This window comes from Rossellomorea sp. GAMAL-10_SWC (genome assembly GCF_049568075.1).
In the GTDB taxonomy this organism is placed as follows: Bacteria; Bacillota; Bacilli; order Bacillales; family Bacillaceae_G; genus Gottfriedia.
In genome coordinates this window covers 3,455,188-3,482,056 of the sequence record NZ_CP144911.1, presented here as the reverse complement: position 1 = coordinate 3,482,056, position 26,869 = coordinate 3,455,188, and the positions used below count along the sequence as shown (strand labels likewise).

The 26,869-nt window shown below is 33.1% G+C and carries 25 protein-coding genes and 1 other annotated feature; of the genes, 14 read left to right on the top strand and 11 right to left on the bottom strand.

Annotated elements, in window-relative coordinates; genetic code table 11:
• The first annotated feature begins 10 nt into the window (after window positions 1–10).
• The 3 genes from fosB (at window position 11) to V5E38_RS17195 (ending at window position 1,796) form a co-directional block, all read left to right on the top strand.
• The gene (fosB, locus tag V5E38_RS17205; protein WP_499210890.1) at window positions 11–433 is read left to right on the top strand and encodes a metallothiol transferase FosB; all 423 of its coding nucleotides are present in this window, start codon (window positions 11–13) and stop codon (window positions 431–433) included.
• Window positions 434–636: 203 nt separating this feature from the next.
• On the top strand, window positions 637–1,332 hold the full coding sequence (locus tag V5E38_RS17200; protein ID WP_097979297.1) for a pirin family protein: 696 nt from the start codon (window positions 637–639) through the stop codon (window positions 1,330–1,332).
• Between the two features lie 38 nt (window positions 1,333–1,370).
• The gene (locus V5E38_RS17195; RefSeq protein ID WP_097979296.1) at window positions 1,371–1,796 is read left to right on the top strand and encodes an OsmC family protein; all 426 of its coding nucleotides are present in this window, start codon (window positions 1,371–1,373) and stop codon (window positions 1,794–1,796) included.
• A gap of 114 nt (window positions 1,797–1,910) precedes the next feature.
• Here V5E38_RS17195 and speE read toward each other — a convergent pair whose 3' ends face one another.
• The 5 genes from speE to V5E38_RS17170 form a co-directional block, all read right to left on the bottom strand.
• The gene (gene speE, locus V5E38_RS17190) at window positions 1,911–4,241 is read right to left on the bottom strand and encodes a polyamine aminopropyltransferase (RefSeq protein ID WP_499210889.1); all 2,331 of its coding nucleotides are present in this window, start codon (window positions 4,239–4,241) and stop codon (window positions 1,911–1,913) included.
• Entirely contained in the window at window positions 4,238–5,074 is an 837-nt protein-coding gene (gene speD, locus V5E38_RS17185) for an adenosylmethionine decarboxylase (protein WP_097979231.1), read from the bottom strand. The genes speE and speD overlap by 4 nt, the downstream gene beginning before the upstream one ends.
• A gap of 211 nt (window positions 5,075–5,285) precedes the next feature.
• The gene (locus V5E38_RS17180; protein ID WP_499210888.1) at window positions 5,286–6,437 is read right to left on the bottom strand and encodes a glycosyltransferase family 4 protein; all 1,152 of its coding nucleotides are present in this window, start codon (window positions 6,435–6,437) and stop codon (window positions 5,286–5,288) included.
• A 12-nt stretch (window positions 6,438–6,449) separates the two neighbouring features.
• On the bottom strand, window positions 6,450–6,983 hold the full coding sequence (locus V5E38_RS17175; RefSeq protein ID WP_499210887.1) for a phosphatase PAP2 family protein: 534 nt from the start codon (window positions 6,981–6,983) through the stop codon (window positions 6,450–6,452).
• 503 nt (window positions 6,984–7,486) lie between these two features.
• A complete protein-coding gene (locus tag V5E38_RS17170) occupies window positions 7,487–8,014 on the bottom strand; it encodes a gamma carbonic anhydrase (RefSeq protein WP_097979228.1) in 528 nt (175 codons plus the stop codon).
• A gap of 161 nt (window positions 8,015–8,175) precedes the next feature.
• Between V5E38_RS17170 and tbcS the strand changes: the two genes are divergently transcribed.
• A complete protein-coding gene (gene tbcS, locus V5E38_RS17165; RefSeq protein ID WP_499210886.1) occupies window positions 8,176–9,270 on the top strand; it encodes a tetraprenyl-beta-curcumene synthase family protein in 1,095 nt (364 codons plus the stop codon).
• Window positions 9,271–9,329: 59 nt separating this feature from the next.
• Here tbcS and V5E38_RS17160 read toward each other — a convergent pair whose 3' ends face one another.
• The 4 genes from V5E38_RS17160 to mnmL all read right to left on the bottom strand — a co-directional run bounded on the left by V5E38_RS17160 (window position 9,330) and on the right by mnmL (window position 13,533).
• On the bottom strand, window positions 9,330–10,481 hold the full coding sequence (locus tag V5E38_RS17160; RefSeq protein ID WP_499210885.1) for a cation:proton antiporter: 1,152 nt from the start codon (window positions 10,479–10,481) through the stop codon (window positions 9,330–9,332).
• Between the two features lie 869 nt (window positions 10,482–11,350).
• Window positions 11,351–11,824, bottom strand: a complete 474-nt coding sequence (locus V5E38_RS17155) for a hypothetical protein (RefSeq protein ID WP_097979225.1) — start codon at window positions 11,822–11,824, stop codon at window positions 11,351–11,353.
• 174 nt (window positions 11,825–11,998) lie between these two features.
• On the bottom strand, window positions 11,999–12,574 hold the full coding sequence (mnmM, locus tag V5E38_RS17150; RefSeq protein ID WP_499210884.1) for a class I SAM-dependent methyltransferase: 576 nt from the start codon (window positions 12,572–12,574) through the stop codon (window positions 11,999–12,001).
• Window positions 12,571–13,533, bottom strand: coding sequence for a tRNA modification radical SAM protein MnmL/YtqA (mnmL, locus tag V5E38_RS17145; RefSeq protein WP_248268038.1), 963 nt, complete (start codon window positions 13,531–13,533; stop codon window positions 12,571–12,573). The genes mnmM and mnmL overlap by 4 nt, the downstream gene beginning before the upstream one ends.
• A 193-nt stretch (window positions 13,534–13,726) precedes the next feature.
• On the opposite strand from mnmL, the gene V5E38_RS17140 reads away from it, so the two are divergent.
• The 6 genes from V5E38_RS17140 (at window position 13,727) to V5E38_RS17115 (ending at window position 19,294) form a co-directional block, all read left to right on the top strand.
• Window positions 13,727–13,990 (top strand): DUF2524 family protein, encoded by a 264-nt coding sequence (locus tag V5E38_RS17140; protein WP_097979245.1) that lies wholly within the window; start codon window positions 13,727–13,729, stop codon window positions 13,988–13,990.
• A 61-nt stretch (window positions 13,991–14,051) separates the two neighbouring features.
• The gene (locus tag V5E38_RS17135; protein WP_097979244.1) at window positions 14,052–14,201 is read left to right on the top strand and encodes a glycogen biosynthesis protein GlgD; all 150 of its coding nucleotides are present in this window, start codon (window positions 14,052–14,054) and stop codon (window positions 14,199–14,201) included.
• A gap of 235 nt (window positions 14,202–14,436) precedes the next feature.
• On the top strand, window positions 14,437–15,636 hold the full coding sequence (locus V5E38_RS17130; protein ID WP_499210883.1) for an MDR family MFS transporter: 1,200 nt from the start codon (window positions 14,437–14,439) through the stop codon (window positions 15,634–15,636).
• Window positions 15,637–15,701: 65 nt separating this feature from the next.
• Window positions 15,702–15,919 (top strand) — a binding site (T-box leader).
• A 79-nt stretch (window positions 15,920–15,998) separates the two neighbouring features.
• The gene (gene leuS / locus V5E38_RS17125; RefSeq protein WP_499210882.1) at window positions 15,999–18,416 is read left to right on the top strand and encodes a leucine--tRNA ligase; all 2,418 of its coding nucleotides are present in this window, start codon (window positions 15,999–16,001) and stop codon (window positions 18,414–18,416) included.
• 167 nt (window positions 18,417–18,583) lie between these two features.
• On the top strand, window positions 18,584–18,880 hold the full coding sequence (locus V5E38_RS17120) for a rhodanese-like domain-containing protein (RefSeq protein ID WP_286133694.1): 297 nt from the start codon (window positions 18,584–18,586) through the stop codon (window positions 18,878–18,880).
• A 198-nt stretch (window positions 18,881–19,078) separates the two neighbouring features.
• A complete protein-coding gene (locus tag V5E38_RS17115; protein ID WP_069034724.1) occupies window positions 19,079–19,294 on the top strand; it encodes a DUF2553 family protein in 216 nt (71 codons plus the stop codon).
• Between the two features lie 234 nt (window positions 19,295–19,528).
• Here V5E38_RS17115 and V5E38_RS17110 read toward each other — a convergent pair whose 3' ends face one another.
• The gene (locus tag V5E38_RS17110) at window positions 19,529–20,800 is read right to left on the bottom strand and encodes a BaiN/RdsA family NAD(P)/FAD-dependent oxidoreductase (RefSeq protein WP_499213594.1); all 1,272 of its coding nucleotides are present in this window, start codon (window positions 20,798–20,800) and stop codon (window positions 19,529–19,531) included.
• 151 nt (window positions 20,801–20,951) lie between these two features.
• On the opposite strand from V5E38_RS17110, the gene V5E38_RS17105 reads away from it, so the two are divergent.
• Window positions 20,952–22,571, top strand: a complete 1,620-nt coding sequence (locus V5E38_RS17105; protein ID WP_499210881.1) for a putative polysaccharide biosynthesis protein — start codon at window positions 20,952–20,954, stop codon at window positions 22,569–22,571.
• A gap of 205 nt (window positions 22,572–22,776) precedes the next feature.
• On the top strand, window positions 22,777–23,499 hold the full coding sequence (locus V5E38_RS17100; protein ID WP_499210880.1) for a pseudouridine synthase: 723 nt from the start codon (window positions 22,777–22,779) through the stop codon (window positions 23,497–23,499).
• A 141-nt stretch (window positions 23,500–23,640) separates the two neighbouring features.
• On the opposite strand, the gene V5E38_RS17095 is transcribed toward V5E38_RS17100, so the two are convergent.
• Window positions 23,641–23,841, bottom strand: a complete 201-nt coding sequence (locus V5E38_RS17095; RefSeq protein ID WP_056473526.1) for a DeoR family transcriptional regulator — start codon at window positions 23,839–23,841, stop codon at window positions 23,641–23,643.
• A gap of 307 nt (window positions 23,842–24,148) precedes the next feature.
• On the opposite strand from V5E38_RS17095, the gene pepV reads away from it, so the two are divergent.
• A complete protein-coding gene (gene pepV / locus V5E38_RS17090; protein WP_499210879.1) occupies window positions 24,149–25,552 on the top strand; it encodes a M20 family metallopeptidase in 1,404 nt (467 codons plus the stop codon).
• A gap of 128 nt (window positions 25,553–25,680) precedes the next feature.
• Window positions 25,681–26,868 (top strand): MFS transporter, encoded by a 1,188-nt coding sequence (locus V5E38_RS17085; protein ID WP_176522690.1) that lies wholly within the window; start codon window positions 25,681–25,683, stop codon window positions 26,866–26,868.
• Window position 26,869: the final 1 nt, after the last annotated feature.

Here is a 26,869-nt window from a genome sequence, read left to right as displayed (position 1 = left end):
GGGAGTAAAAATGGAGATTAAAGGAATCAATCATTTGTTGTTTTCAGTATCTAATCTGGATTTAGCAATCGACTTCTATAGAAACGTATTTGATGCAACTCTCTTAGTAAAAGGCAGAACAACAGCCTATTTTGATTTGAATGGAATATGGCTTGCATTAAATGAAGAGAAAGCTATTCCTAGAAATGAAATTCATTATTCATATACCCATTTGGCCTTTACAATTGACGAAGACTCCTTTGAAAAAATGTATGATAAATTAGTTCAACTTAAGGTGAATATATTAAATGGACGCGAAAGAGATAAACGGGATAAAAATTCAATTTATTTTACTGATCCAGATGGACATAAATTCGAATTTCATACAGGTACACTGAAAGATCGGATTGAATATTATAAGCAAGCAAAACCACATATGGATTTTTATATTTAAAGTTGTTGGATAGAAAGTTTAAATGAACTTTCTACAAAAAAATATCTTGAATTAAAGATATTTTTTGATACAATATAGTTAAGAGCTCAGTAATATTATCTAGAAATCATCGTAATTAACAAGTGGATTAATAAGATATGTAGATAGGATATTCTTTAGTTAATATCTCGAATTAAAGATAAAAATAAAAGGAGCGATAAACTATGTTCGAAAAAATCAATAGTAAACAATTAGGTCACGCTGATCACGGTTGGTTAAAAACAATTCATCATTTTTCATTTGCAAATTATTATGATCCAAGTAATATGAACTTTGGTGTATTAAGAGTATTAAACGATGATTTAATTAAAGCGCACAGAGGATTCGGTACTCATCCACATAGTGATATGGAAATCATAACATATGTCATTAATGGGAATTTAACTCACGCTGATAGTATGGGGAATAAACATGAAATTGGACGTGGTGATATTCAGTACATGAGTGCAGGAACGGGTGTGTATCACAGTGAACACAATATGGGCAGGGATTTATTAAGATTAATCCAATTATGGATTATTCCTGACAAGGCAGGTCATACTCCAAATTACGGAGACTTAATATCAGATTGGGAAGAGAGAGAAGGAAAATGGTATCATATGGTATCTCCTGTTGAAGGAAGTGCTCCAATTAAAATTCACCAAGATGCAAATATTTACTCGCTTGCATTAAATGAAAATGAAGAAATTACTTTTGAAATGAAAAAGGATCGCCAAGCGTATTTAGTCTTATTAGAAGGAAATGCCATCGTGAATGGAGAACTAATGGAAGCTAGTGATGCTGCAAAAATAATTGAAGAAGATATTAAAATAAAATCAAAAGATTTTTCACATTATTTAGTAGTAGAAATGAAAAAATAATAGATGAAATGATCTAATTATTGGAGGGGAAATAGGAAATGAAAACAAGTATTAAATGGGATGGCAAGTTAGCCTTTTCAGGAATTGCACCATCTGGCCATGAGATAAAAATGGATACTGCCGAGTCTTTAGGTGGAGACAATAGTGCACCTACACCAGTTGAACTATTAATTAATGCAGTCGCAGGATGTACAGCGATTGATATCGTATTAATCCTAGAAAAAATGAGATTAAAGTTAACTTCATTCGAAATTGAAGTAAATGGTGAGCGAGCTGAGGAGCATCCTAAGCGTTTTACTGACATTCACTTGCATTATATATTAGGTGGAGAATTAGATACAGAAAAAGTTCGAAAAGCGATCAAATTATCAAAGGATAAATATTGCTCAGTAGCTCATTCTTTAAACGCTAACATTACAGCAAGTTTCACTTTAAATGGAACGAAGGATGATGAAGTACTATAATAAAATGTAGCTGTCCCTAAAGTAATTTGGGGCAGTTTTTTTATTGCAATTAAAAAACCAGCAATTTGCTGGTTTTTGTTTGTAGACAAAGTACATAAAATATGTTTTTTAGACTTACTCTTCATTATCTAATTGTTTTTTTACATAAGTAGGAAGCATAAAGCACCCAACATGTAGATCTGTATTATAATATTTTGTTTCAATCCCTAGCTTATTCCATTCATCAGCTTTAATGTCTTTAATTGGATCGTATTTTTTTGAAGCAAATCCGAATAACCAATGTCCAGATGGATAAGTTGGCATATGGAATTGATAGACTTTTGAAATCGGAAATGTTTCTTTAATTTTGGAATGTGCACGTTTCATTTCGTGCGCGTAACTAGCGTAATATGGACTTTCATGCTGGTTAATTAGTATACCTTCTTCACTTAATACCCGTTTGCAATTGTTATAGAAAGCAACTGTAAAAAGCCCCTCACCAGGTCCAATAGGATCAGTTGAATCTACCAAAATCAGATCGTAATAACCTTCATCAGCTTCTTGTACGAACTTTAGGCCATCTTCGAAATATAAGGTTAATCTTTTATCTTGATCTAATTTTGAAGCAGTTAAAGGTAAGTATTGTTGGCATAGCCTTACTACTCGCTCATCAATTTCTACCATATCAACAACTTCCACACCTGGGTATCGTAGTACTTCACGAGCGGTACCACCGTCGCCACCACCGATAATTAGTACTTTTTTAATGTTTGGATTCACGGCCATTGATACATGCGTAATCATATCATGGTAGATAAATTCATCCTTTTCAGTCACCATCATATAACCATCTAGAGTAAAGAATGTTCCAAATGTTTCACTTCTAAAGAAATCAATTTGTTGAAATTCACTTTTTTCAGAATGAATATGTTCTTGAACCTTTATGGAGAACTTCGTATCCTCTTGGTGATTCTCTGTATACCATAAATCCATTAAATTTTCCTCCAAACTTCGATCGACGACCTTTATTATATAAGGATCATCATCATCGTTGATTGTGATCGTTCCTTCTGATTTTAAATAAAGATAATGCTGAATCAATTCGGTTGAAATTAGTTCACCAGGTATACAAAGAGGGATACCAGGAGGGTAAATCATGATTGATTCACCACTAATTAATCCACTAGCATCATGAATTGAAATAATACGTTTAGGATGATAGTAGGCTTCTCTAGGAGTCATGACCATTTTAGGATTTTTTAATGCAACGCTTATATCTGTTTCAAGTTTCGGAAGTTTACCGTAATATCGGTCACTAATATCTCTTAATGCATCAATTAAGGTTCGAATGGTGTCTTCATTATCACCTAGCGAGATAATTGCTAAAATGACATTAGGTTCGGCAAGTTCGATTTGAATTTTATATTCCTCTGCAAGCATGTCATATACTTTAAAACCTGACATTCCTAAATCTGAAACTTTCACAACAAATTTTAACTCATCGTAATCGAATACCCCGACTCCATTTCGATATGAATCTTGTGTAATACATTTTAATCCTTTTATGGAGTTAATTTCTTCTTTAGCTTTTCTTGTTAAATTGAGTAATTTTTCAAAACGCTCTTGACCTTCTAAAACTAATTTCTTTCTTGCAACATCGATTGAACACATAAGTAAATAGGAAGCAGATGTTGTTTGAAATAAATTTATTGTAGATCTAACCCTATTTTTTGTAATGATCCCATCATTATGTAGTAGAACTGATGCTTGTGTTAAAGCACCACCAGTTTTATGCAAACTAAGGGTAACAAGGTCAGCACCAAGAAGGGCAGCATTAGTTGGTAAATCAGGGTGAAACGAAAAGTGAGCACCATGTGCTTGGTCTACTAAAACAGGAATCCCTCTGGAATGACCGATGTCGATAATTTGTTTTAAATCTGAAGTTGCTCCAAAATAGGTAGGATTTATAATCAGGATGGCTTTAACATCAGAATTTAAATCTAGAGCATGAAGAACAGATTTTACTGAAACGCCATTTACAATTCCATACTCATAATCGATTTCTGGTTCAATAAATACTGGTTTAGCACCTGCTAAGATTAATGCATTTATTGCGGATTTGTGTACATTCCTTGGTAGGAGAATTTTATCTCCATGTTCAAGGGCGCTCATAATCATATATTGAACTCCAGAAGTCGAACCATTTACTAACATATAAGCGTTATCTGAATGAAAGGCATCTGCTAATAAAGTTTCGGCTTCTTGGATTACACCTGTTGGATGCGATAAGTTATCAACACGCTTTGAAGAATTGACATCCATTTTAAGAGCCATATCACTCCAAAGCTCTCTTAATTCTTCCAGTGAATTACCTCTTTTATGCCCGGGTACATCAAAGCTTGTTATATCTTCCTTAGCATAACGGACTAATTCAGTTAAAAGCGGTGTTTTACTGTGATCCATCATCCATCAATATCCTCCACATCAGGACCATTCCATAAATTTTTACCGTAAAAAATTTCATCCATCTCATACTTCACTTTTTCTTCTATTTGTGAAATTTCATCCTCGTCTAATTTTTCTTTTGTGTAGCCAAAAAGATAATTATCTAAATTAAATTGTTTCAACTTACATTTCGTGTGGAAAATATTTTCTTGGAACACATTCACATCAATCATTTGATACATGTCCTTTATTTTTTGAGGAATGTAATTTTGGATTGAGTTTATATCATGATCAATAAATAATTTATAACCGCTAACATCACGAGTAAATCCTCGAACACGATAATCAATTGTCATAATATCGGCATCAAATTGGTGTATTAAATAGTTTAAAGCTTTTAAAGGAGAAATTTCTCCACAAGTAGATACATCAATATCTGCTCTGAACGTACTAATTCCATCATCCGGATGATATTCTGGGTAGGTATGAACAGTAATATGACTTTTATCTAAAGCTGCTACTACTAACTCCGGTAATGGGCCAGGTGATTCGGAAAAAGTTTCAGATGAAGGATTATCAACCGGACCTTCTGAAACGAGAATCGTAACACTTGCTCCTTGAGGATCATAATCTTGTTTTGCAACATTTAAAATGTGGGCTCCGATTATATGTGTAACTTCAGTTAAAATTTTTGTTAAACGGTCAGCGTTATATTGTTCATCGATGTACTGAATATATGCTTCACGTTCTTCTTTCGTTTTGGTAAAGCAAATATCATACATATTGAAACTTAAAGATTTCGTTAAATTATTGAATCCATAAAGTTGAAAATTATTTGACGATGAAATATTCATCTATTGTCCTCCTAATTTTACAAAGTAAAAAAGTACGTACGAAAAGTAAAAGCGACTGTATAATAGTCGCTAGTGTAACTACTCAATATATATTGTTTGTTTTTGAATTATTCATTATTCACATAAGTTGATGATTGAGGAGTTACTGATCAACCATGTTTTTTTATTGTTTTATTTAAAATATTCAGAAAATAAAAAGCCTGAAAAATTACTAAGCCTTCTTAGATATGAGGATTGGTGTTTGTGGTGTGAAAATTAGTTCAAATTCCAGTACTAATTTATTAAAGATACTATTCCAATCCTGTGTTAATGCATAATCTCTTGCTTTTTTTGACATATGCTTTAACATCTCGTTTCCATGTAAGCAATCCTCAATTGCTTGGCAAAATGAAGAGGTATTTTGTGGCTCACAAAGGACGCCAGTTGAATAATCTCTAATTATATTTTTAACTCCGCCTGCATTTGCACCAATCACTGGTGTTCCACACGCCATTGCTTCGAGTACTACATTTCCAAATGTTTCAGTATCAGAAGGAAAGACCATTAAATCTGACACTCCGTATATCTCAACTAAGTCCTTTTTTTGAAGGTAGCCTGTATAAATAATTTGATTGGTACCAGTTTTCTTAATCATTTCTTCTTTTTTTGGACCATCTCCAACGATTATCCAAGTTAAATTTTTGTTAAAACGCTGTTTAGTGTAGTTTATTATTTTTGATAAGGTTTCTAAATCCTTTTCAGGTGCAATTCTTCCGACAAAACAAACCGTATATTTAGAAGTAATATTATATTTTTGTTTAATTTCATTATGATTCAAAGTTGGACAAAAGATCGAACAGTCAACGCCATGGGTCCAAATAGAGAGATTGTTAAAACCTTTTGTCTCTAAATGATTGAATGTATCCTTCGAAGGAACAAATATTTTTTGAGTAGGTCTATGAAACCAATCTAAATACTTCCATAAAATATTTTCTAAGAATGTTAAGTTATAGTACTGAAGATAATGATCAAAATTTGTATGGTATGAAGCAACTAAAGGAATTTTCATTTTTTTAGCAATATGGAGCCCACTTAATCCAATCGTAAATGGCGTTGCGATATGAACAATATCCGGATTAAATTCTTTAAGCGTCTTTTTCATTTTAGAAAGGTTTGGAAATGAAATTTTACATTCAGGATAAATTTTAAATGGTACAGATTTTAATCTTGTTACATCTTGCGTTGATGATAAACCGTAGTCCTCAGGAGCAAACACATGGTATGAATGGCCATGATCTTTTAAGTAATTTGTAAATCGATTTAAAGTTTTGGCAACACCATTCACTTGAGGAATATAGGTGTCTGTAAAAATAGCGACTCTCATAACTTCTCCTCCTTACAAATGATAGATAAAAAACTGTGAAATAAATGTAGTAAATATACCAAGTAATATTCCGAAAAACACATCTGATGGATAATGTAAGCCAAGATAAATTCGAGAGAAAGAGACGCACAAAACTAAAGGAAGTAAAATAAATGACGTAAATGGTATATAAATCATTATGGGAAGTGCAACAGAAATAATTGCCGTTGTATGACCAGAAGGGAAGGAATGATCTTTTAAAGGATTTTTTAGAACAAACGTACCTTCTAGTTTAAGATAAGGTCTTTTACGTGGATAAAAACGTTTAAGAAAATGAACAGGAATATGGCTAAGAGAAAGGGTACAACAACATAAGATTGATGCTTCATGCAATTCACCTTTGGAATAAAGTAATAAAAATAATGCTAATGCAATTGTAAAAGTAGCTCCGCCAAGATGTGTAATATTCCGAAAGAAAAAATTCAAGTAACGCTTCTGGAACAATGAATTAACGCGATAAAACAGTTGACATTCATATGTGTGTATCTTTTGAAGAATAGCGCTCATTTTTCATCCTCCATTATGCTGATCTTTTTAACTTCATTATAAAAAGGGTTTATGGATTTAAATAGAAGCTTTTGTAAATGAATAATTTAGATATGTAAATTTTTATTAAACGGATTGGAGCGGGGATAAATAAGGCATGCTGGGATCGTCAAATCTGTCTGAGAGTGCAAATAAAATCGGGATAAAGAAATAAACGTGAGGGTGCAAATAAAAAGGCTAAAACAGCAAATAAATCCTTGAAGGTGCAAATAAAAAAGCTGAAACTACAAATAAAACTATCAAATCTACAATTAAAAAAGTCAAAACAGCAAATAAAACCCGTAAAAACTGCAAATTGGACCACAAGTCATAAATAACCTGGGCCAAAACAAAAGTAATTACATGAAATTCTCATAAAATAGATTTAGAATAGACCGAAATTATTAAATTTATCAGTAAAACAAAAAGAGAAGGCTTAAATCCAGTCCTTCTCTTTTACACTTTTATGTAAATAAAACCTCAAATTATTTTACCTGATTTTCTTCTTCTACCTTTTTATAGAATTGTCCTTTTTCAATATATTCTCTACGAATTCGATCCATATCAATGATGTCTTCCTCTGTTAATTCACGTACTACTTTAGCTGGTCTACCAAATGCTAATGTGTTAGGAGGTATTACTTTTCCTCCTGGAACTAAGCTACCTGCACCAATCATTGCCCCTTCACCGATTTCGGCACCGTCTAAAACGATTGAACCCATCCCAACTAATGCATTCTTTTTAACTGTACAACTATGTAAAATAACACTATGTCCAATTGTTACGCCATCTTCTAAAATTAGAGGGCATTTTGGACTTTGGTGAAGAACAGATAAATCTTGAACATTTACATCATTTCCAATGATTGTATCATTAACGTCACCACGGATTACTGCACCAAAAAATACACTACTATTTGCTCCAATTGTGACAGAACCGGTAACAGTTGCAGTTGAAGCGATAAAAGCTGATGGTTCGATTTTGGGTTGCTTCCCTTTGTATGGTAATATCATACTATACCGTTGCCAAGCATATAAAAAAAATACGATGATTGTTTAGTTGAAATTGTCTAAACAACAAGGCAACATAGTTCACCTCCATAATATTTACTTCAATATGAGTATAACTTATTTTACCAATATGTAATTAATGAAAAATAGGGAGGAGTGAAAAAATGTCACTACCTAAAAATCCGATCCAATTAATGCCGAAAGTTTATAAAGCTGTTTTTCCTTTAGTGCATCAGGAATTGAACTATTGGAGAAATTTTGCAACGACAATCCCAGATCCAGAACTTAGAAAACAAGCATTAATGAGTATTGATACAAAAACATTCCATTGTGAAGGTGGTGCAATTTTAGCATTACTTTCTGAAAAGAGTTTAAAACCAGTAATAGAATTTATCGTTGCATATCAAACAATTAGTGATTACTTAGATAATTTATGCGATCGTAGTACCTCGCTTGATCCAGTTGATTTTGAAGCACTACATGAGTCAATGATTGATGCAGTAAAATGCCAAAAATCCGATCAAATGTATTATCGCTTCCGAGAAGAACAAGACGATGGTGGATATTTACGTGCACTAGTTTCAAAGTGTCATAGTAGTTTAAATCAATCGAAGCATTATGAGGGAATTAAAGAGTACTTAGTTCAACTTGCTGATTATTATTGTAAGTTACAAATACATAAGCATGTAAAAAAAGAAGAGCGAGTGCCTAGATTAACAAATTGGTTTGAAAAATATCAACCAGAACTTTCTGACTTAGAATGGTATGAATTCTCTGCGTGCGCAGGTTCAACACTTGGGATTTTTTGTTTAGTTTCTTATTCATTTAACGAAATGATTTCTGAAAAATTATTTGAACAAGTCTATAAGAGTTATTTCCCTTATGTACAAGGACTTCATATACTACTAGATTATGTAATTGATCAAAAGGAAGACGAAGAAGGCGGAGATTTAAATTTCTGCAGTTATTACCCGTCTAAAGATGTCATGTTAAATAGGATTGAATATTTTTCAACTAAAAGTGATCAAGCCTTAAAAGATTTAAAAGACTATCGTTTTCATCGAATGATATGCCAGGGATTACTAGGCATTTATTTGGCTGATAAAAAAATGGCAGGACCAGATGAGATGAAAAGAATTAGAAGAGGGATTGTTAAGAACGGTGGCTTAACATCATTCTTTTTCTATGGCAATGCAAAGTTATATTTTAAATTAAAAGAGTTAAAGTCGAGTAATAGAAGAGTCAGGGAATCAGTTTAAAAAAGAATAGGCAGGTAAATACGAAAAAGGATAGTAAATAAAACTATCCTTTTTCGTGTTTACACATTTACATTAAAAACTTCACTTTTTTCTGTGAAAAATAATTTCATAAGTGGTGGAGTTACAATAGTTGTGATTAGTACCACAATAACAAGGATCGCAAACATTTCCTTACTTAAAAGATTATTTGCTAAACCTGTTGATGCCATAATCAATGCAACTTCTCCACGAGATACCATTGCTGAACCAATTCCGAGTGAATTTTTAGTTGGAAATCCAGCCAGTTTTGCTCCTAATGCTCCACCAATTAGCTTCGTTAAGATGGCGATAATACTTATGATAATAATAGTCGGAATCGAATGACTTAACCCAGTGAATTGAACTGATACTCCTATTAAAGTGAAAAACACAGGTACAAAAACAGAGTAAGCAATCGTTTCGACCTTTTCAAAAACCTCTTGTTTAAACTTAGTAACGGATATCGAAATTCCTGCGATATAAGCGCCGATTATTGCAGCAATACCTGTTTGGTCTGCAAAGACTGAGAATAAGAAGCAAACGATTAAAGCAGCAGAGATTAATGTTTCTGAAACGTTTAGCTTTATAAACTTTTTTAGGAACCAAGGTACAATCTTCCAACCGATTAATATGGCAAATGTAAAAAATATAAACTTTTTAAATAATAGAATTGGTAAACTAACGGCGCTACCACTGAAACTCATAACAAATGCTAATGCTATGATGACAACAATATCATCAATTACGGCAGCTCCTAAAATTGTTGCTCCATCTTTTGTTTTAAGTTTACCCATTTCTTTTAATGTAGCCACCGAAATACTTACACTAGTTGCAGAAAGAATCAGTCCTAAAAAAATGGCCTCAAATTGACTTAATTCTATGGAGATTCCATAAAGATAACCTGAGAATAATGGGAATAGTATTCCGAGTACCCCTACATAAGAAGAAGCTTTCCCAGTTCGTTTAAATTCATTAAGATCAGTTTCTAAACCTGCAATAAACATAAGTAAAATGACACCAATTTCGCTCATTTCATGTAATGTTTCTGTTTCAGTAATGATTCCAAGAACAGCTGGCCCTAGTATAATTCCTATTAAGAGCTTTCCTAAAACTGCAGGCTGACCAAGCTTTGTACTTAAATCCCCAAAAAATTTAGAGGCAATCAATATAATTGCAAGTTGCACATAAAGCATAAATTCATCTCCCGTCTGAACGCATAAAAAAAGAACCTGCCACGATAGGGGAAGTAAATTACATACTTATCCCAATCGTGACAGGCTCCTCCGAACAATGCATTAAATTTAATCTAAGTATAAACTAAAATTGAATTAAAAACCAGCTTAAGTATTAGATTTGTAACTATTTAAATAGAAACTTAGTTTAATAGAATTAAAAAAATAAGCGAAATAAAATAAGCAAAATGAAAGAGTATAAACGAAATGGCACTTTTAATTTTTCGAAAAAACAACATATATTTTAGGACGAAAGAGTGTACATAAATTAAAATCATACTCCCAAAGAATCCATAAAAATACCCATAAATTACCCAAAGGGTCATCTGATTGACTTGTGAAGATTCTGTATGAAATCCTCGATATAATGAAACAAGGTAAAAAACTGACCAGTAATTGATGAATGCAATTAGTCCAATTAATAATAATATCCAATTCGAATTCCGTAAAATGAACTGAAAAACATTTCGAAGTATTCTATTCAAATTGTTTAGGTTTGTAGTCAACTCTTCACGCCCCTAGAGTTGGTTTATCTCAATCAACTACGAATTGGTTTGTATAAACAAATCAACTAAATTGGTATATCTTTACATAATATTCAATTGATTCCATGAATACGCCGTAATTAGATATTATTAATAATTTTTTGTGAATTTTTATAGGTCGATAAAGTTACTAGATATAAAAATTTTATGTTTTATCAAAAGGAGATATGTTCTTAATAAAAAACTTGATCCTGTTTACTAAACTTCATTACAAAATAAGTAATTTAAACAAAAAAAGAGGCCCAATAAGTACAATGACTTAACGGGCGCTCTGTTTCATTTAAATTAATTTTTAGTTGGTTCAATTTGAGTAAATATATCTCGGTGAACTCTTTTCATTTCTTCAAAAAATTGCTCACGTTTAATATTATTATTATCTAATATTTCTTTAAATGAGTTTGTTTTACCTTTTTGAGCGATGATATTTTCCAAAGGTTTATTTGAAAGCTTTGATACAACTGCGATAAATATTAATTTCTTCATTTCCATTTTATGTTGCTCTACAGCTTTATTTATATTAGCTTCAGGTTGGTTTAAGTAATTAGAAATATACTTAACAACTTCTTTTTTGTGGTTTTCTAACATTTTATTTGCTTTGTGGTGATGATGTCTATGATGTTCACCATCATCTGTTGTTACATCGTGATCATGATGTGGATGGACATAATAATTTGCTGCCGCGATGTTTTCGGCATTTACTGTAATTGTACTTAGCGTAAAAAGACTAACTACTGCACCTGCAAAAATAGCTTTTTTCATTTTAAAACCTTCTTTCTTTTTTTGATTTTTTTATCTTTACCAATTTCCCAAGAAAAATTTACCATTAACGAATTTTTAATAAATTTTTAATGTGTTTATAATGGTTTTGAGGAAATCAAACAATATGAGAAATTGGGGTCAAAATAAAAAACTGTCTAAATTAGACAGTTTTTCTTAAGCCCTTTTTTCAATTGCTAATATAAAAGGAGGATTATTTGTTTGATTAATAAATCGATAAATTAATACATGTGCCAAGTCTTGAGGGATGTTTTGAGCAAAGTTCATTAATTCATCTTTTTCAATTTCTCCGTCTTCATGACCATGATAAATTACAACTACGATAATTCCTTCTGGTGCCATCATTTCAAGTATTTGTTCTATTGCTGAAATGGTAGACTCAGGTACAGTTACAACTGATTTATCACTACCAGGTAAATAACCAAGATTAAAAATTGCACCTTTTAATTTCTCTTGTGATGAAGCTGGGATTAGTTTTTTTACTTCTGCATGACTTCTTTGGAATAGTGTAACTTGTTTGCTTAAATTTTCATTATTTAATCTTTCAGTCGTCTTTTTAATTGCTAGTTCTTGGATATCAAATCCGTATACATGTCCAGTTTCACCAACCAATTTTGCTAAAAATACTGTATCATGACCATTACCTATTGTGGCATCAATGGTAAGATCACCTTCATTAACAGTTGATTGGAGAAGCTTTCTAGCGTACGGTAAAATGCGATCTAGAATCATGTTAATTGTACTCGATTATTTGCGTATTTACCTTGCCAGCTATTTCTACGTTCAAACTCGCGATCAATTGCATTCAGTACTTCCCATTTTTTTAAGCTCCACATTGGTCCGATTAATAAGTCAGGTGGACCGTCTCCAGTAATACGATGTACGATTACATCACTTGGAATGATTTCAAGCTGATCAACGACTAAGTTAATATAAGCGTCAAAATCCATGAATTCAACTAGTCCTTTTTCATATTGCTTCATCATTGCAGTACCTTTTAGTAGGTGAAGTAAGTGAATTTTAATACCTTGGATATCAAGTTTAGCAACCTCCATCGCTGTTTCCATCATCATTTCTGGAGTTTCAAGAGGTAACCCATTAATAATATGTGAACAAATACGGATGTTGTGCTTTCTTAATTTTTCTACGCCTTCTACGTAAGTTTTATAATCGTGTGCACGATTAATAATATTTGCAGTTTTTTCGTGAACAGTTTGTAATCCTAATTCAACCCATAAATAAGTTCGTTTATTTAAATCTGCAAGATATTCAACAACATCATCTGGTAAACAATCTGGTCTTGTTGCGATTGATAAACCTACAACGCCTTCTTGCTCTAATATTGGTTCGAACTTTTGTTTTAATACTTCTACTGGTGCGTGAGTATTTGTGTAAGCTTGGAAATAGCCTAAGTATTTTCCGTTTTGCCATTTCTCATGCATTTTATCTTTTATTTTATGAAATTGAGTTACAACATCTTCAGCTCGATCTCCTGCAAAGTCGCCCGAACCAGATGCGCTACAAAAAGTACAACCTCCAAACGCAACTGTACCATCTCTATTTGGACAATCAAATCCAGCGTCAATTGAAACTTTAAAAACTTTTTCGCCAAATTGTTGTCTTAAATGATAATTCCAAGAGTGATATCTTTTATGATCTATTGTATATGGAAAAGGATTGTTTTTTGTCATTCCTCATCCCTCCCTTAATTTAAGTCAATATTATCGATTTTATCATGCTCTAAAAAGAAAACCAAATGGAAAAACCTTTCTTATTTGTAAAGAAATAATTGTACTCTGATTGAAAGGTTCGGAAATACTATCCTTGAGGTAACCTACATAGCGGATACTTCATTAAAGTCTCAAAGGAGGTATTTTCTTGGGAATAACAGATCGCAATTTCGGACAAGAACAAGTACAACAAGCGAAACAAGCCTATGATTATGCAGTACAACAATTAGAAATTGGCATGCAACAAGAGCATTTTAACGGAATCGAGTATTCTGAAGCACAGGCAGGGCTTGAGCAAGCAATTATGCAGTTAGAAAAAGTTGAAAACCTTGCAAATTTAGAAAATAGAGATGAATTTAATCGTTTACGTAGACAATTAACACAGCTACAACATCAAATGATTATTACTCCGCACTAAAGGAGACTAGAATATGCAAGAATATGTTCAAGAATATGCAATCCTTAGGAGGAAACCAAAAATGGTTAAAAAGAAATCAAAAAGTAGTAATCCCGAACAAACAACAAAGAATAAAACGATAACAGAATTCTCAGGTGAACTTTCAGCAGTAGATCAAGTCAAAATGAATAACGCTAAAAAAGGTCAACCACAGAGATCAAAGCAGGGGTAAGGTAGAAAAGGGAATAGGGTGTAAAGGAAAAGGAAGGTTTGCCTTCCTTTTTTCGTTTTATTTTGGTAATTTTAGGGATTATATGGTGCTTCTCTAATACCTTCTAGGTTTTTTGTCCTTCTTATCTATCGCCACTTAATGCGTGCCCCTTGAAACTAGGAAGATTCTCCTCTACAATTAATGAGTTAACGAGATAAAAATAGATAAAAAGGGACAGCTTTGAGGGGAGTAAGGGATGCCAAAAAAACTATGGTTTTTGTTAATCGGTATGATTTTAAATGTAACAGGTAATTCTTTTTTATGGCCATTCAATACAGTATACATCCATATTTATTTAGGAAAGTCCTTGTCTGTAGCGGGGCTTATTTTAATGTTTAATTCATTGGCCGGTGTATTTGGAAATATGCTGGGGGGCTGGCTTTTTGATAAATTTGGGGGATATAGGTCAATCCTTACTGGTATTAGTATTACGTTTTTGGCGATATTAGGTTTGGTTATTAATCATTCTTGGACATATTACAGTTGTTTCTTCGTAATATTAGGGTTTGGTGTTGGTATTGTATTTCCATCAATGTATGCGATGGTTGGAGCGGCATGGCCAGATGGTGGTCGTAAAGCTTTTAATGCAATTTATGTAGCTCAAAATCTTGGTGTTGCGATTGGTACGGCTTTAGGTGGAGTTGTTGCGGCCGCTAATATTAATTATATTTTCTCCGCTAATTTGCTATTATATATTATTTTCTTCTTAGTAGCTTTATTTGGATTTAAAGATATTGGTGAACCTAAGCAATTAAAAGAAACCTATGTAGAAAAAGCAGAGAAACAAAAATTTTCATTTACACCTTCAATGAAGGCTCTGATGATTGTTTGTGTTGCGTATGTTTTATGTTGGTTAGTTTATGTTCAATGGCAAACTACGATTGCTTCAGAAATGCAAAATCTACACATTGGATTAAAAAAATATAGTCTGTTATGGACTGTAAATGGTGCACTTATTGTCTTAGCTCAACCAATCGTATCAACTGCGATACGTAAATTTGAGTTAAGTATGAGAAAGCAAATGTTGTTCGGAATTGGATTCTTTATCGCTTCGACTATTCTTGTGAGCACTGCTGATCATTTCTCAATGTTTATGACGGGTATGATCATTTTAACAATTGGAGAAATGTTCGTCTGGCCTGCAGTACCAACTATTGCAAATATGCTTGCTCCAAAAGATCGTATAGGAATGTATCAAGGGATTGTAAATAGTGCAGCAACAGTTGGAAGAATGCTCGGACCAGTTATTGGAGGGGCACTTGTTGATACTTTTAATATGAGGGTATTATTTATCATATTAGTTGTCTTTTTAGTAATAAGCATGGTTTTCTCTGTGCTTTATGAAAGATTAGCAAAAAAAGTAGTAAAAGCTGATAATCAAACTTTTGCTTCTTAAAAATAGGCAATGTATAATTGACCTTTTTCTTTGGTTATAATAAAATGGTATAAATTAAATCTAAATGATCGGCAATGATTGGGAATAGTAGTGAATATGAAGAGGTTTAGAGAGTTGACGGTTGGTGAAAGTCAATCCATTCTATTCATGAACTCGCCCATAAGCCACATTTGTGAACGGTTTTTTACCAAGTAATAAATGTCGTGTTCCACGTTACGGAAACAAGTGAATGTTTTTTTACATTAATTTGGGTGGTACCGCGGGAAATCCTCTCGTCCCTTTTGGGATGGGAGGATTTTTTTATTTGTAGACCGCTAGGACCACAGCCGAGCCATTTATACATGAAAAAAGGAGGCAATTATATGAGTTTTAATCATGGTTCTATTGAACAGAAATGGCAGAAGTATTGGTTAGAAAATAAAACGTTTAAAACAACTGACGATACAAGCAAGCCGAAATTTTATGCACTTGATATGTTCCCTTATCCATCTGGGGCGGGATTACATGTAGGTCATCCAGAAGGGTACACAGCAACTGATATCCTTTCAAGAATGAAAAGAATGCAAGGCTATAATGTACTTCATCCAATGGGTTGGGATGCATTTGGTCTACCTGCAGAACAATATGCATTAGATACAGGTAATGATCCAGCTGAGTTTACTGAAAAGAATATAAATACTTTCCGTAATCAAATTCAGGCACTAGGATTTTCATATGATTGGGATCGTGAAATTAATACAACTGATCCTGATTATTACAAATGGACTCAATGGATTTTCCTAAGAATGGTTGAAAAAGGATTAGCTTATGTAGATGAAATCCCAGTTAACTGGTGCCCAGCTCTTGGTACAGTTTTAGCTAATGAAGAAGTAATCAATGGAAAAAGTGAGCGCGGAGGACATCCAGTTGAGCGTCGCCCAATGAAGCAATGGATCTTAAAAATCACAGCTTATGCCGATCGATTATTAGAAGATCTAGAAGAATTAGATTGGCCAGAAAGCTTAAAAGAAATGCAACGTAACTGGATTGGCCGTTCTGAAGGTGCTGAAGTTTACTTTAATGTTGATGGATTCGATGAAAAAGTAACAGTATTTACAACACGTCCTGATACATTATTCGGTGCAACTTATGTAGTATTAGCTCCAGAACATGATTTAGTTAATCAAATTACAACAGCTAGTCAAAAAGATGCTGTCGAAGCATACATCGATTCAGTTAAATCGAAAAGTGATCTAGAGAGAACTGATTTAGCGAAGGATAAATCAGGTGTTTTCACAGGAGCATATGCAATTAACCCTGTAAATAACGAAAAGCTTCCAATTTGGATTGCTGATTATGTACTTGCAAGCTATGGAACTGGTGCAGTTATGGCAGTACCAGCACATGATGAGCGCGATCACGAATTTGCAGTTAAATTTAAATTACCAATCGTTGAAGTTGTTGAAGGTGGAGACGTTCAAAAAGAAGCTTACGCTGGAGATGGTAAACATGTTAACTCTGATTTCTTAAACGGTTTAAATAAACAAGAAGCTCTTGAAAAAATAATTGATTGGTTAGATTCTTCAAAAGCAGGTGAGAAAAAAGTTACGTATCGTCTACGTGATTGGTTATTCTCTCGTCAAAGATATTGGGGAGAGCCAATTCCAGTAATTTTCTGGGAAGATGGTACGATGACAGTTGTTCCTGATGAGGAATTACCATTAATTCTTCCGAAAACAGAAGATATTCGCCCAAGTGGTACTGGAGAGTCACCATTAGCGAATATTTCTGATTGGGTTAATGTAGTAGATCCAGTAACAGGTAAAAAAGGAAGACGTGAAACAAATACAATGCCACAATGGGGCGGAAGCTGCTGGTATTACTTACGTTATATTGATCCAAATAATAACGAAGCAATCGCAGATACTGAATTACTAAAGCATTGGTTACCTGTTGATGTATATATTGGAGGAGCAGAGCATGCAGTTCTTCACTTACTATACGCTCGTTTCTGGCATAAATTCCTTTATGATTTAGGTGTAGTTCCTACAAAAGAGCCATTCCAAAAGCTATTCAACCAAGGAATGATCTTAGGGGAAAATAATGAAAAAATGTCTAAGTCTAAAGGAAACGTTGTAAATCCTGATGATATCGTTGCTAGCCATGGTGCTGATACGTTACGTTTATATGAAATGTTCATGGGTCCATTAGATGCATCAATCGCTTGGTCAGAAAATGGATTAGATGGTTCTCGTCGCTTCTTAGACCGAGTATGGCGTTTATTTGTTACTGATAATGAAGAGCTTTCAGATAAAATTGTAGAAGGCGTTACTTCTAGCAGTCTTGAAAAAACATATCACCAAACAGTAAAGAAAGTAACAGAGGACTTTGAAGGTTTACGCTTTAACACTGCAATTTCACAAATGATGGTGTTTATTAACGAAGCATATAAAGCTGATCAATTACCAAAAGAAATGGTTGAAGGTTTTGTAAAATTAATAGCACCAGTTGCTCCTCATATCGGTGAAGAACTTTGGAGTAAGCTAGGTCATAGTGATTCAATTGCATATGCTACATGGCCAGCATACGATGAAGCTAAGCTTGTAGAAGACGAAATTGAAATCGTAGTACAAATTAATGGTAAAGTAAAAGCAAAATTACTTGTTGCAAAAGATGCTTCTCGTGAGCAAATGGAGCAAATTGCATTATCAGATGATGCAGTTAAGGAACAAGTTGAGGGTAAAACTGTTCGAAAAATCATTGCTGTACCAGGTAAATTAGTAAATATCGTTGCTAACTAAATAGTTAATTCGAAAAAACCTCTTTTGAGGTTTTTTCTTTGTTATTTCTTATTTTTGCTTTTCTACTAACTCATCCTCCCCCTTTAAGGTGGATAGAATTAAACTTACTTTTTGCATAGAAAATAATTAGTTGTTAAGATGTTGCTATAAAGAAAGGATGAGCAATGATGAATACGATTTCTGCAAATGAAGTTAAAGAGCGTTTAGATTCAGGAGAAACGCTATTTTTAGTAGATGTACGAGAGGACTATGAGGTTGAGTATGGGAAAATTCCTGAAGCAGTTCATATTCCAATGGGACAAATTCCGAGCAAATTAGATGTTTTTAATAAAGAATTTGAATACATTTTTATTTGTAAGGCAGGCGTTCGTAGTGAGAATGTTTGTGAGTATTTAAATGAGCTAGGCTATAAGGCGATCAACATGGAAGGTGGAATGATGGCCTGGGAAGGCGAGGTCAAATAAAAAAATTTTATCTGTATCGATATTTTGTCTACCTACTGAAATCCAACGTTTTTGTTGGATTTTTTATTTAATTGGTTAATTTAGGCTAATGTTTTTTGGCATAAGGAATATTAACCATGGAGTTGTGACATATATTAAAGTAGAACCTCATATATTTTTTCATTGAGGTCTTTGCTTGTTAGAAAGGAGGGGGTTGATTTGCCTAAAACATTAAAAATTGATATTACCGATAAAATAATTGGTAAATTTAAAGATGGGCATATGGAGTTGTATTCTTCAAAGTATTTAATTGGAAAGTTTTACTTTAAAGACTTAAAACAATCTTTCCAATTGGCAGATGGGTATGTTGAAGAGGATGGACGATTCTATTTATTAGTGAACTTGCAACACGAACAATCGAACGCTCGCCTTTGACCTTAAACTAGGGACGGTGGATTTGTGCCAAAGAAAAATATAATAAGCGAAAAGCATAAGTTAAAACTAGAAAATCAGTTTGATTGTTTTTCGAATACAACTAAGACAATACGTTTGTGGAATAACAGTTTAACTTTTATAAAGTTTCTTAAGAATCAATCCTTATGCTTTTCCATATGTAAACATTATAGGACCTAGCGAAACAATGTATTCGTTCGGTCCTTTGTTTATTTCTTAAAAATTCGTTTGAGAATATTCCGCAGCTGATCCTCCTGCTAATCTGCCAGTTACCAATGCAGCGGTTATGTTATAGCCACCAGTGTAACCGTGAATATCTAATATTTCTCCACAAAAATAAAGACCATTCATGATTTTAGATGACATTTCTTTTGGATGAACTTCCTTTGTTGAGACGCCACCGCCTGTAACGAATGCTTTTTCAATTGAAAGAGTTCCGTTTACTACAAATGAAAAGCCCTTAAATAATTGGACAAGTTCTCTTAATTTCATCGTAGCAATTTCATTACAAGGAGTTGCCTCATCAATTCCACATTTTGAAAGCAGAAATAGTAAATATCGTTCAGGTACATAACCTTTAAGAACGTTCTTAATCGCTTTTTTAGGTTCATCTTTAAGAATACTGTTTACGTCTTGGAAAAGTGATTCCTCGTTTTGCTCTGGAAAACAATCAATCGCCATCGATACATTTTTTGTTTTAAACTTTTTTTGTACTTTATATACAAATTGGCTACAACGTAGTGCGGCAGGGCCCGAAATTCCAAAATGAGTAAAGAGCATGTCCATTTTATGGGCTATCACTTTTTTGCCTTTTGGATTTAATACACTTAATTCAATGTCTCTTAAAGCAAGGCCTTGTAATGATTTAGTTTGAATAAAATCTTCACTTGAAGTAATAGGTACCTCTGTAGGAAAGAGTTCAGTTATTGTATGACCAGCTTTTTTTGCCCAAGCATATCCGTCACCTGTCGAGCCTGTGTGTGGAACAGATTTACCACCTACTGCAAGGACAACACTTTTTGAGTGAATGACTGTTCGATCATCCAATATGATTCCTACTACTTTACCATCTTCATAGAGTACGTCTTTAACAGCTCGATTGGTCTGAATATCTACATGATGTTTTTTTAGTTTTTGCATTAATGCATTTAATACTGATTTTGAGTCATTTGATACAGGAAACATTCTCCCGTGATCCTCTTCTTTTAAAGCGACTCCCATGTTTTCAAAAAACTGTATGATATCCTCGTTATTATAAATAGAGAATGCGCTATATAAAAATCGACCATTTCCAGGTATATGTTTAATAACTTCCTCTATAGGTAAGCGATTTGTTACGTTACAACGACCACCACCTGATATAAGGAGTTTTTGTCCTAATTTAGTTCCTTTTTCAAGTAAAAGAACTTTAGCTTTGTTTTCAGCAGCGCTAATTGCAGCCATCAGACCAGAAGTTCCGCCACCAATTACAATCACATCATAAACCATTATTTCACTACTTTCGTTACAAATTTCTTTTAGTAAGTTTACCATTATTTCAAGTAAGCTCCAACTTCTTATCATTTTTTAATTTTTTCTTTTTAGATGATATGGTAAGATAGATTAGTTAGTTTGATCGAGAATTGGTAGGAGGCAGTTTATGTCAGATTCAAAATTGCTACGAGGTACCTTCATATTAACTGCTGGTACATTTTTAATAAAATTTCTAGGAATGATCTATACATTCCCTTTTTATGCGTTAGTTGGTTCAAAAGGGTCTGCATTATATAATTATGGTTATGTTCCATATACATTGTTCATCAGTATAGCTACTGCAGGTGTTCCGTTAGCTGTAGCAAAGTTCGTTTCAAAGTACAATGCGATTGAAGAATATGAAACAAGTAGAAGGCTTTTTCATGCAAGTCAGCTACTCTTAATATGTACAGGTATTTTTTCGTTTTTAACGTTATATATCATTGCACCTTATATCGCACCTTTTATGATACCTAAGGATACAAAAGGTAATAGTGTAGAGGATGTAGTTTCAGTTATGCGAATAGTAAGTACTGCTTTAATATTAGTACCTTCTCAGAGTTTGTATAGAGGTTTTTTTCAGGGGCATCAATCAACAGGCCCAACTACTGTTTCACAGCTAATTGAACAAATTGTACGTATTGTATTTACATTAGTTGGAAGTTATATCATTTTAAAAGTTATGGGTGGAACAATTACTCAAGCAGTTGGGTTATCGACGTTTGCAGCTACAATTGGTGCTGTAGGTGGTATTTTAAACTTACTATGGTATTGGAGAAAGCGAAAAGTTCATTTAGATGAACTTCTTCCAAAATCAAAAGGATTAATCTATCCTACTAAAATAGAAATGTTTAAAGAATTATTTTCTTATTCAATTCCATATGTGTTTGTCGGACTTGCTATCCCGTTATATCAATTAGTGGATCAGTTTACTTACAATAGAGCAATGGAAGCAATTGGATTAAAAGATATTGCAGAGAATACTTATGTAATGTTTTCATACACAAGTCACAAGCTAGTAATGATTCCAGTTTCATTAGCAACGGCATTTGGTTTAACACTTGTTCCTGCTATAACTGAAGCATTCGTAAATAAAAATCATAAAAAGCTACAAAGTCAAATTACCCAAACCTACCAGGTTGTATTTTTCTTAACACTTCCTGCTGTAGTAGGGATATCAGTTTTGGCTGAACCGATTTATAGTGCTTTTTATCAAAAAAGTACACTTGGTGGAAGTATACTAGGTTTTTATGCTCCAGTAGCTTTATTGTATTCACTTTTCACAGTAAATGTAGCAATCTTACAAGGTTTAGATAAACAAAAATATGCGATTATTGGTTTAATAGGCGGAGTAATATTAAAAATTATATTAAATGTACCATTAATTCATTTATTCAAAACTTATGGCGCGGTATCAGCGACCGCATTAGGCTATTTATTTTCAATCGTTTACAATTTCTATTATATTCGTAAAAATGCGGAGTTCTCTTTCAATAAAGTGTTTAGAAGGATCATCTTTATGATTATCTTATCTGGCTTAATGGCCGGAGCGGTTTATGCTGTAGAATACTTATTAGGTTTCTGGTGGACTTATAAAGATGGTCGAATGATTTCAATGTTCCTTGTCATCATTGGAGCGATTGTAGGGGCCATTGTTTATTTAGGTGTCGCATACAAATTAAACTTATTTGAAATTATTTTAGGAGCTCGTTTAAAGAATCGTTTTAAGTTTGGAAAAAGAGGATAAAAATATATGGTGAACCTTCTTTTGTAGTGGTTCACCTTTTTTTACACATTAAGAGTGTATAAATTGACAGCGGAGAAGAAAAATGACGTAGAAGCTGATTTAAGGAATTAACTATAAATGCAACTACGCCTTTGACTTCGCAAAAAAAGCTCGCTAATCGGCGAGTTTTCTTAAACTTTTATTTAGAAAGAAAAGGTGCTAATTAATGAGAATTGATAAAATTTTGGCCAATATGGGATATGGCAGTAGGAAAGAAGTAAAGTCTCTACTAAAACAAGGTGTTGTAAAAGTTGGAGATAATATTGTAAAAAGCCCGAAAGAGCATGTTGATATTGAACAGCAAGTTGTAACGGTAAATGGTGAAGTAGTAGAGTACAAAGAGTTTGTTTATTTAATGATGAACAAACCACCAGGTGTTATATCTGCTACAGAAGATTCTGAGCATGAGACTGTAATCGGATTATTAGAATATGAAGATATCATTTTCGAGCCATTTCCAGTTGGACGTTTAGATAAAGATACGGAAGGATTGTTATTAATTACGAATGATGGTCATTTGGCACATCAATTACTTTCTCCTAAAAAACACGTACCAAAGAAGTATTATGCAACGATTGATGGCGTAGTAACTGAAGCTGACATTAAAGCATTTGAAAAAGGCGTAACACTAGAGGATGATTATTTAACGAAACCTGGTTATTTAACAATTCTTAAATCCGGTGAAGAATCTGAGATCGAACTAGTTATTATGGAAGGTAAATTCCATCAAGTTAAAAGAATGTTTGAAGCAGTAGGAAAGAAAGTTACTTACTTAAAAAGACTTGAGATGGGTCCTTTAAAGTTAGATGAAGAATTAGAGTTAGGTGAATATCGAGAATTGACTGATGAAGAGATTGACCTATTAAAGTCGGTAAACGAAGAGAAATAAAGTGTTACTTATAAATAGGTTAAGATGATTCAAAATGTAAATATAAAGTTTAATCGGATCCCTAATAGAGAGCCAAAAGAAAAACAAAAACCCTTGATTAGACGTCAGACTAGACAATCATAGGTTTTTGTTTTTCTTTTTTTACGAAGAAGCTTTTACTTTTTTCCCTGTTACGGCCCATTTTCCCCTACTTGGACTATAAACTAGATTATTAAACTCTAAAATGTTTAAATCTCGTTGGATTGTTCTAGGTGTAATACCAAACTCCTCCACTAGGTCTTTTGTAGAAACGGTGCCATTTTCACTAATGTACATGTAAATGGCTTTAATTCGAGTCAGCATTCGAGAAGTTCCAGAATTCAAAAAACCACTCCTTTACCTACCGCATTGTTTCATAACAGGTTAGTTAAGTATTTTACTAGTTAAGCTTATATTTTCATTTTACTCTTTTTCAGTAGTTTCATAACGAAATTTATGAAAAAAATACAAAAATTTAATGAAAATTTGCGCAAACGTAATCATTTTGCAAGTTTAAGGTAATATATTCTACAAAGAGTGTCATATTCCTTCTTTTTTCGTTCCATTTATGAATAAATTATGTTTAAATTTTAAAAGGTGATAAACTATTTATATTAAAGGAGGTATTTCTATGACACAAATTAATTGGATGGAAGAAGTTTTAAAACGTAAAGATGATTATTTAAAGCAAACGATTGAACTTCTTAATATTGAAAGCGTTTATGATGAAGCGACAATTACAAAAGAAGCACCTATGGGTAAAGGTATTAATGAAGCACTTACATACATGTTAAATTTAGGTGAAAAAGACGGGTTTATTCCAAAAAATGTTGATGGATTTGCTGGTCACTTAGAAATGGGAAGCGGCGAAGAACTAGTAGGAATTCTTTGTCACTTAGATGTTGTACCTGCTGGAGATGGCTGGTCTCATGATCCATTTGATGCAATTATTAAAGATGGAAATATTTATGCACGAGGCGCAATTGATGATAAGGGTCCTACAATGGCAGCTTATTATGCAATGAAGATTGTTAAAGAATTAGGTTTACCAATTAATAAACGTGTACGTATGATTCTCGGAACAGATGAAGAAAGCCAATGGCGTTGTGTTGATCACTACTTTGAAAAAGAAGAAATGCCAACAATGGGCTTTGCACCTGATGCAGATTTCCCAATCATTTACGCTGAAAAGGGAATATTAGATATTAATTTCAAACAAATGCAGTTAAATGAAGATAACGAGAGTGAATATAAATTAGTTTCATTCTCTTCAGGTAGAAGAGTAAATATGGTACCTGATTATGCAAAAGCAATCGTTTCAGGACCAAGCTTTGATCAAGAAGCATTTACAAAACATATTTGTGAGCTAGGATGTAAAGCTCAAGTTTCTGAAGAAAATGGACACCAAGTTTTAGCAGTAGAAGGTGTTTCAGTACATGGAATGGAACCTGATAAAGGTAAGAATGCGGGTATTGCATTAGCAAGCTTCTTAAATCAATTTGAATTTAATGTTAATGCTGATCGATTCTTAAAGTTTATCGTTGAAAACTTCAAAGGTGACTCTCGTGGTAAAAACATGGGCGTTGCGTTTAATGATGATATTACTGGAGATTTAACTATTAACTTAGGAATTATGCAATACGAAGAAAATAATGGTGGCTCATTTGGCTTAACTTTACGTTATCCAGTGACAACTGATATTGACTTTGTTATTTCAACACTTACTGAACGTGGAAATAAATATAGCTTTGAATTTAATGAAATTAAAAATTCTAAGCCTCACCATGTTCCAAAAGATCACCCATTAATTCAAACTTTACAAAAAGTATATGAAGAGCAAACGGGTGAGGAAGCAACATTGTTAACAATCGGTGGTGGCACATATGCACGTTCATTAAGTGCAGGTGTAGCTTTTGGACCATTATTCTTAGGAAAACCAGAAGTAGCCCACCAAAAAGACGAATATGCTGAAATTGATGATTTATTAAAAGCAATTGCAATCTATGCACAGTCGATTGCTGAATTGGTTAAGTAATATAGATTTAGACTGATTAAACGACTCGATTTATTGAGACAATAAGGTTAAAGCGAGCATTTTTCGTCAGTAAGGGGAGAAAATTTCCTCCCCTTTTTTATGTATTTTTTTGGGAGTTGAGAATAATATTGAACACATTACATGCACGTAAAAATAGCATCTTACTTATTTTTAAGGGCTATTATTTTTGTTTATTTTTTGCAATAGGATCGTTAGGACCTTTACTTTCTTCTTACTTTAAAAATGTGTTGGATTTATCAACTTCACAAATTGGAATATTAATGTCTTTAACACCAATCGTTGCTATTTTTTCACAGCCTCTATGGGGAATGGTTAGTGACATGACGCTTAATCCAAAAAAAATGTTGCTTATAGCGCAAATCTCCACAATTGTAATTGCACTTTTCTATTCTTCAATCACTTCGTATGGCATGCTTTTATTTGTTGTCATCATGTTATCGATGACACAAAGTGCTTTAATTCCTCTTTCAGATAGTATTGCACTGAATTATGTCCAAAAAATAGGTGGGAATTACGGAGCTATTCGATTATATGGCTCAATTGGTTTTGCATTAGCTGTATTAGTTTCAGGAAGATTAGCTGAAGTTTTTGGTTTAGTCATTATATTTTTCGTATTTGCTTTTTGTATTCTAGTCGGCTTAGGTATTTCAATTTTTATTCCTAACGCTACGACAATTAGCAAAAGGGAACCAATCTTAAAAGGAGTCCCAATTTTGCTATCTAATAAAAGATTTTTATTATTTTTAATTTGTGCCTTTTTAGTTTTTGGACCAATAAGTGCAAATAATACTTACTTCGGTTTATATATTCAATCTTTAGGTGGAACATTAACAGGTGTTGGTATTGCATTTCTAATTTCTGCAGGAAGTGAAGCACCATTTTTACAAGTAGCTAAGAGATTAATTAATCGTTTTGGCATATATAATATATTAATTGCAACCGCTTTAGTATCGGCTTTAAGATGGTATTTTTATTTTACAAATCCTCCGATTTCGATTCTTTATTTATCTTGTCTTACACAAGGACTATCGGTTGGATTATTTATTCCAGCAGCTCTTCAGTTTGTAAGAGATCAAGCACCGGATTCTTTAAAAGCAACAGCTGTTACAATTTATTCTGGTTTAGGCTTAGGATTGGGAGAGTGGTTCTGTACTTTCATAAGTGGATTTTTATCAGAGGCATTTTCTATTAAAGCGATTTATATTTTATTTGGTTCTCTAAGTATAGTTGCAGTTGGAATCATGCAATACTTAAAAAAGGATTCCAACATAAAAGATAAAAAGGAGATTGCGTAAT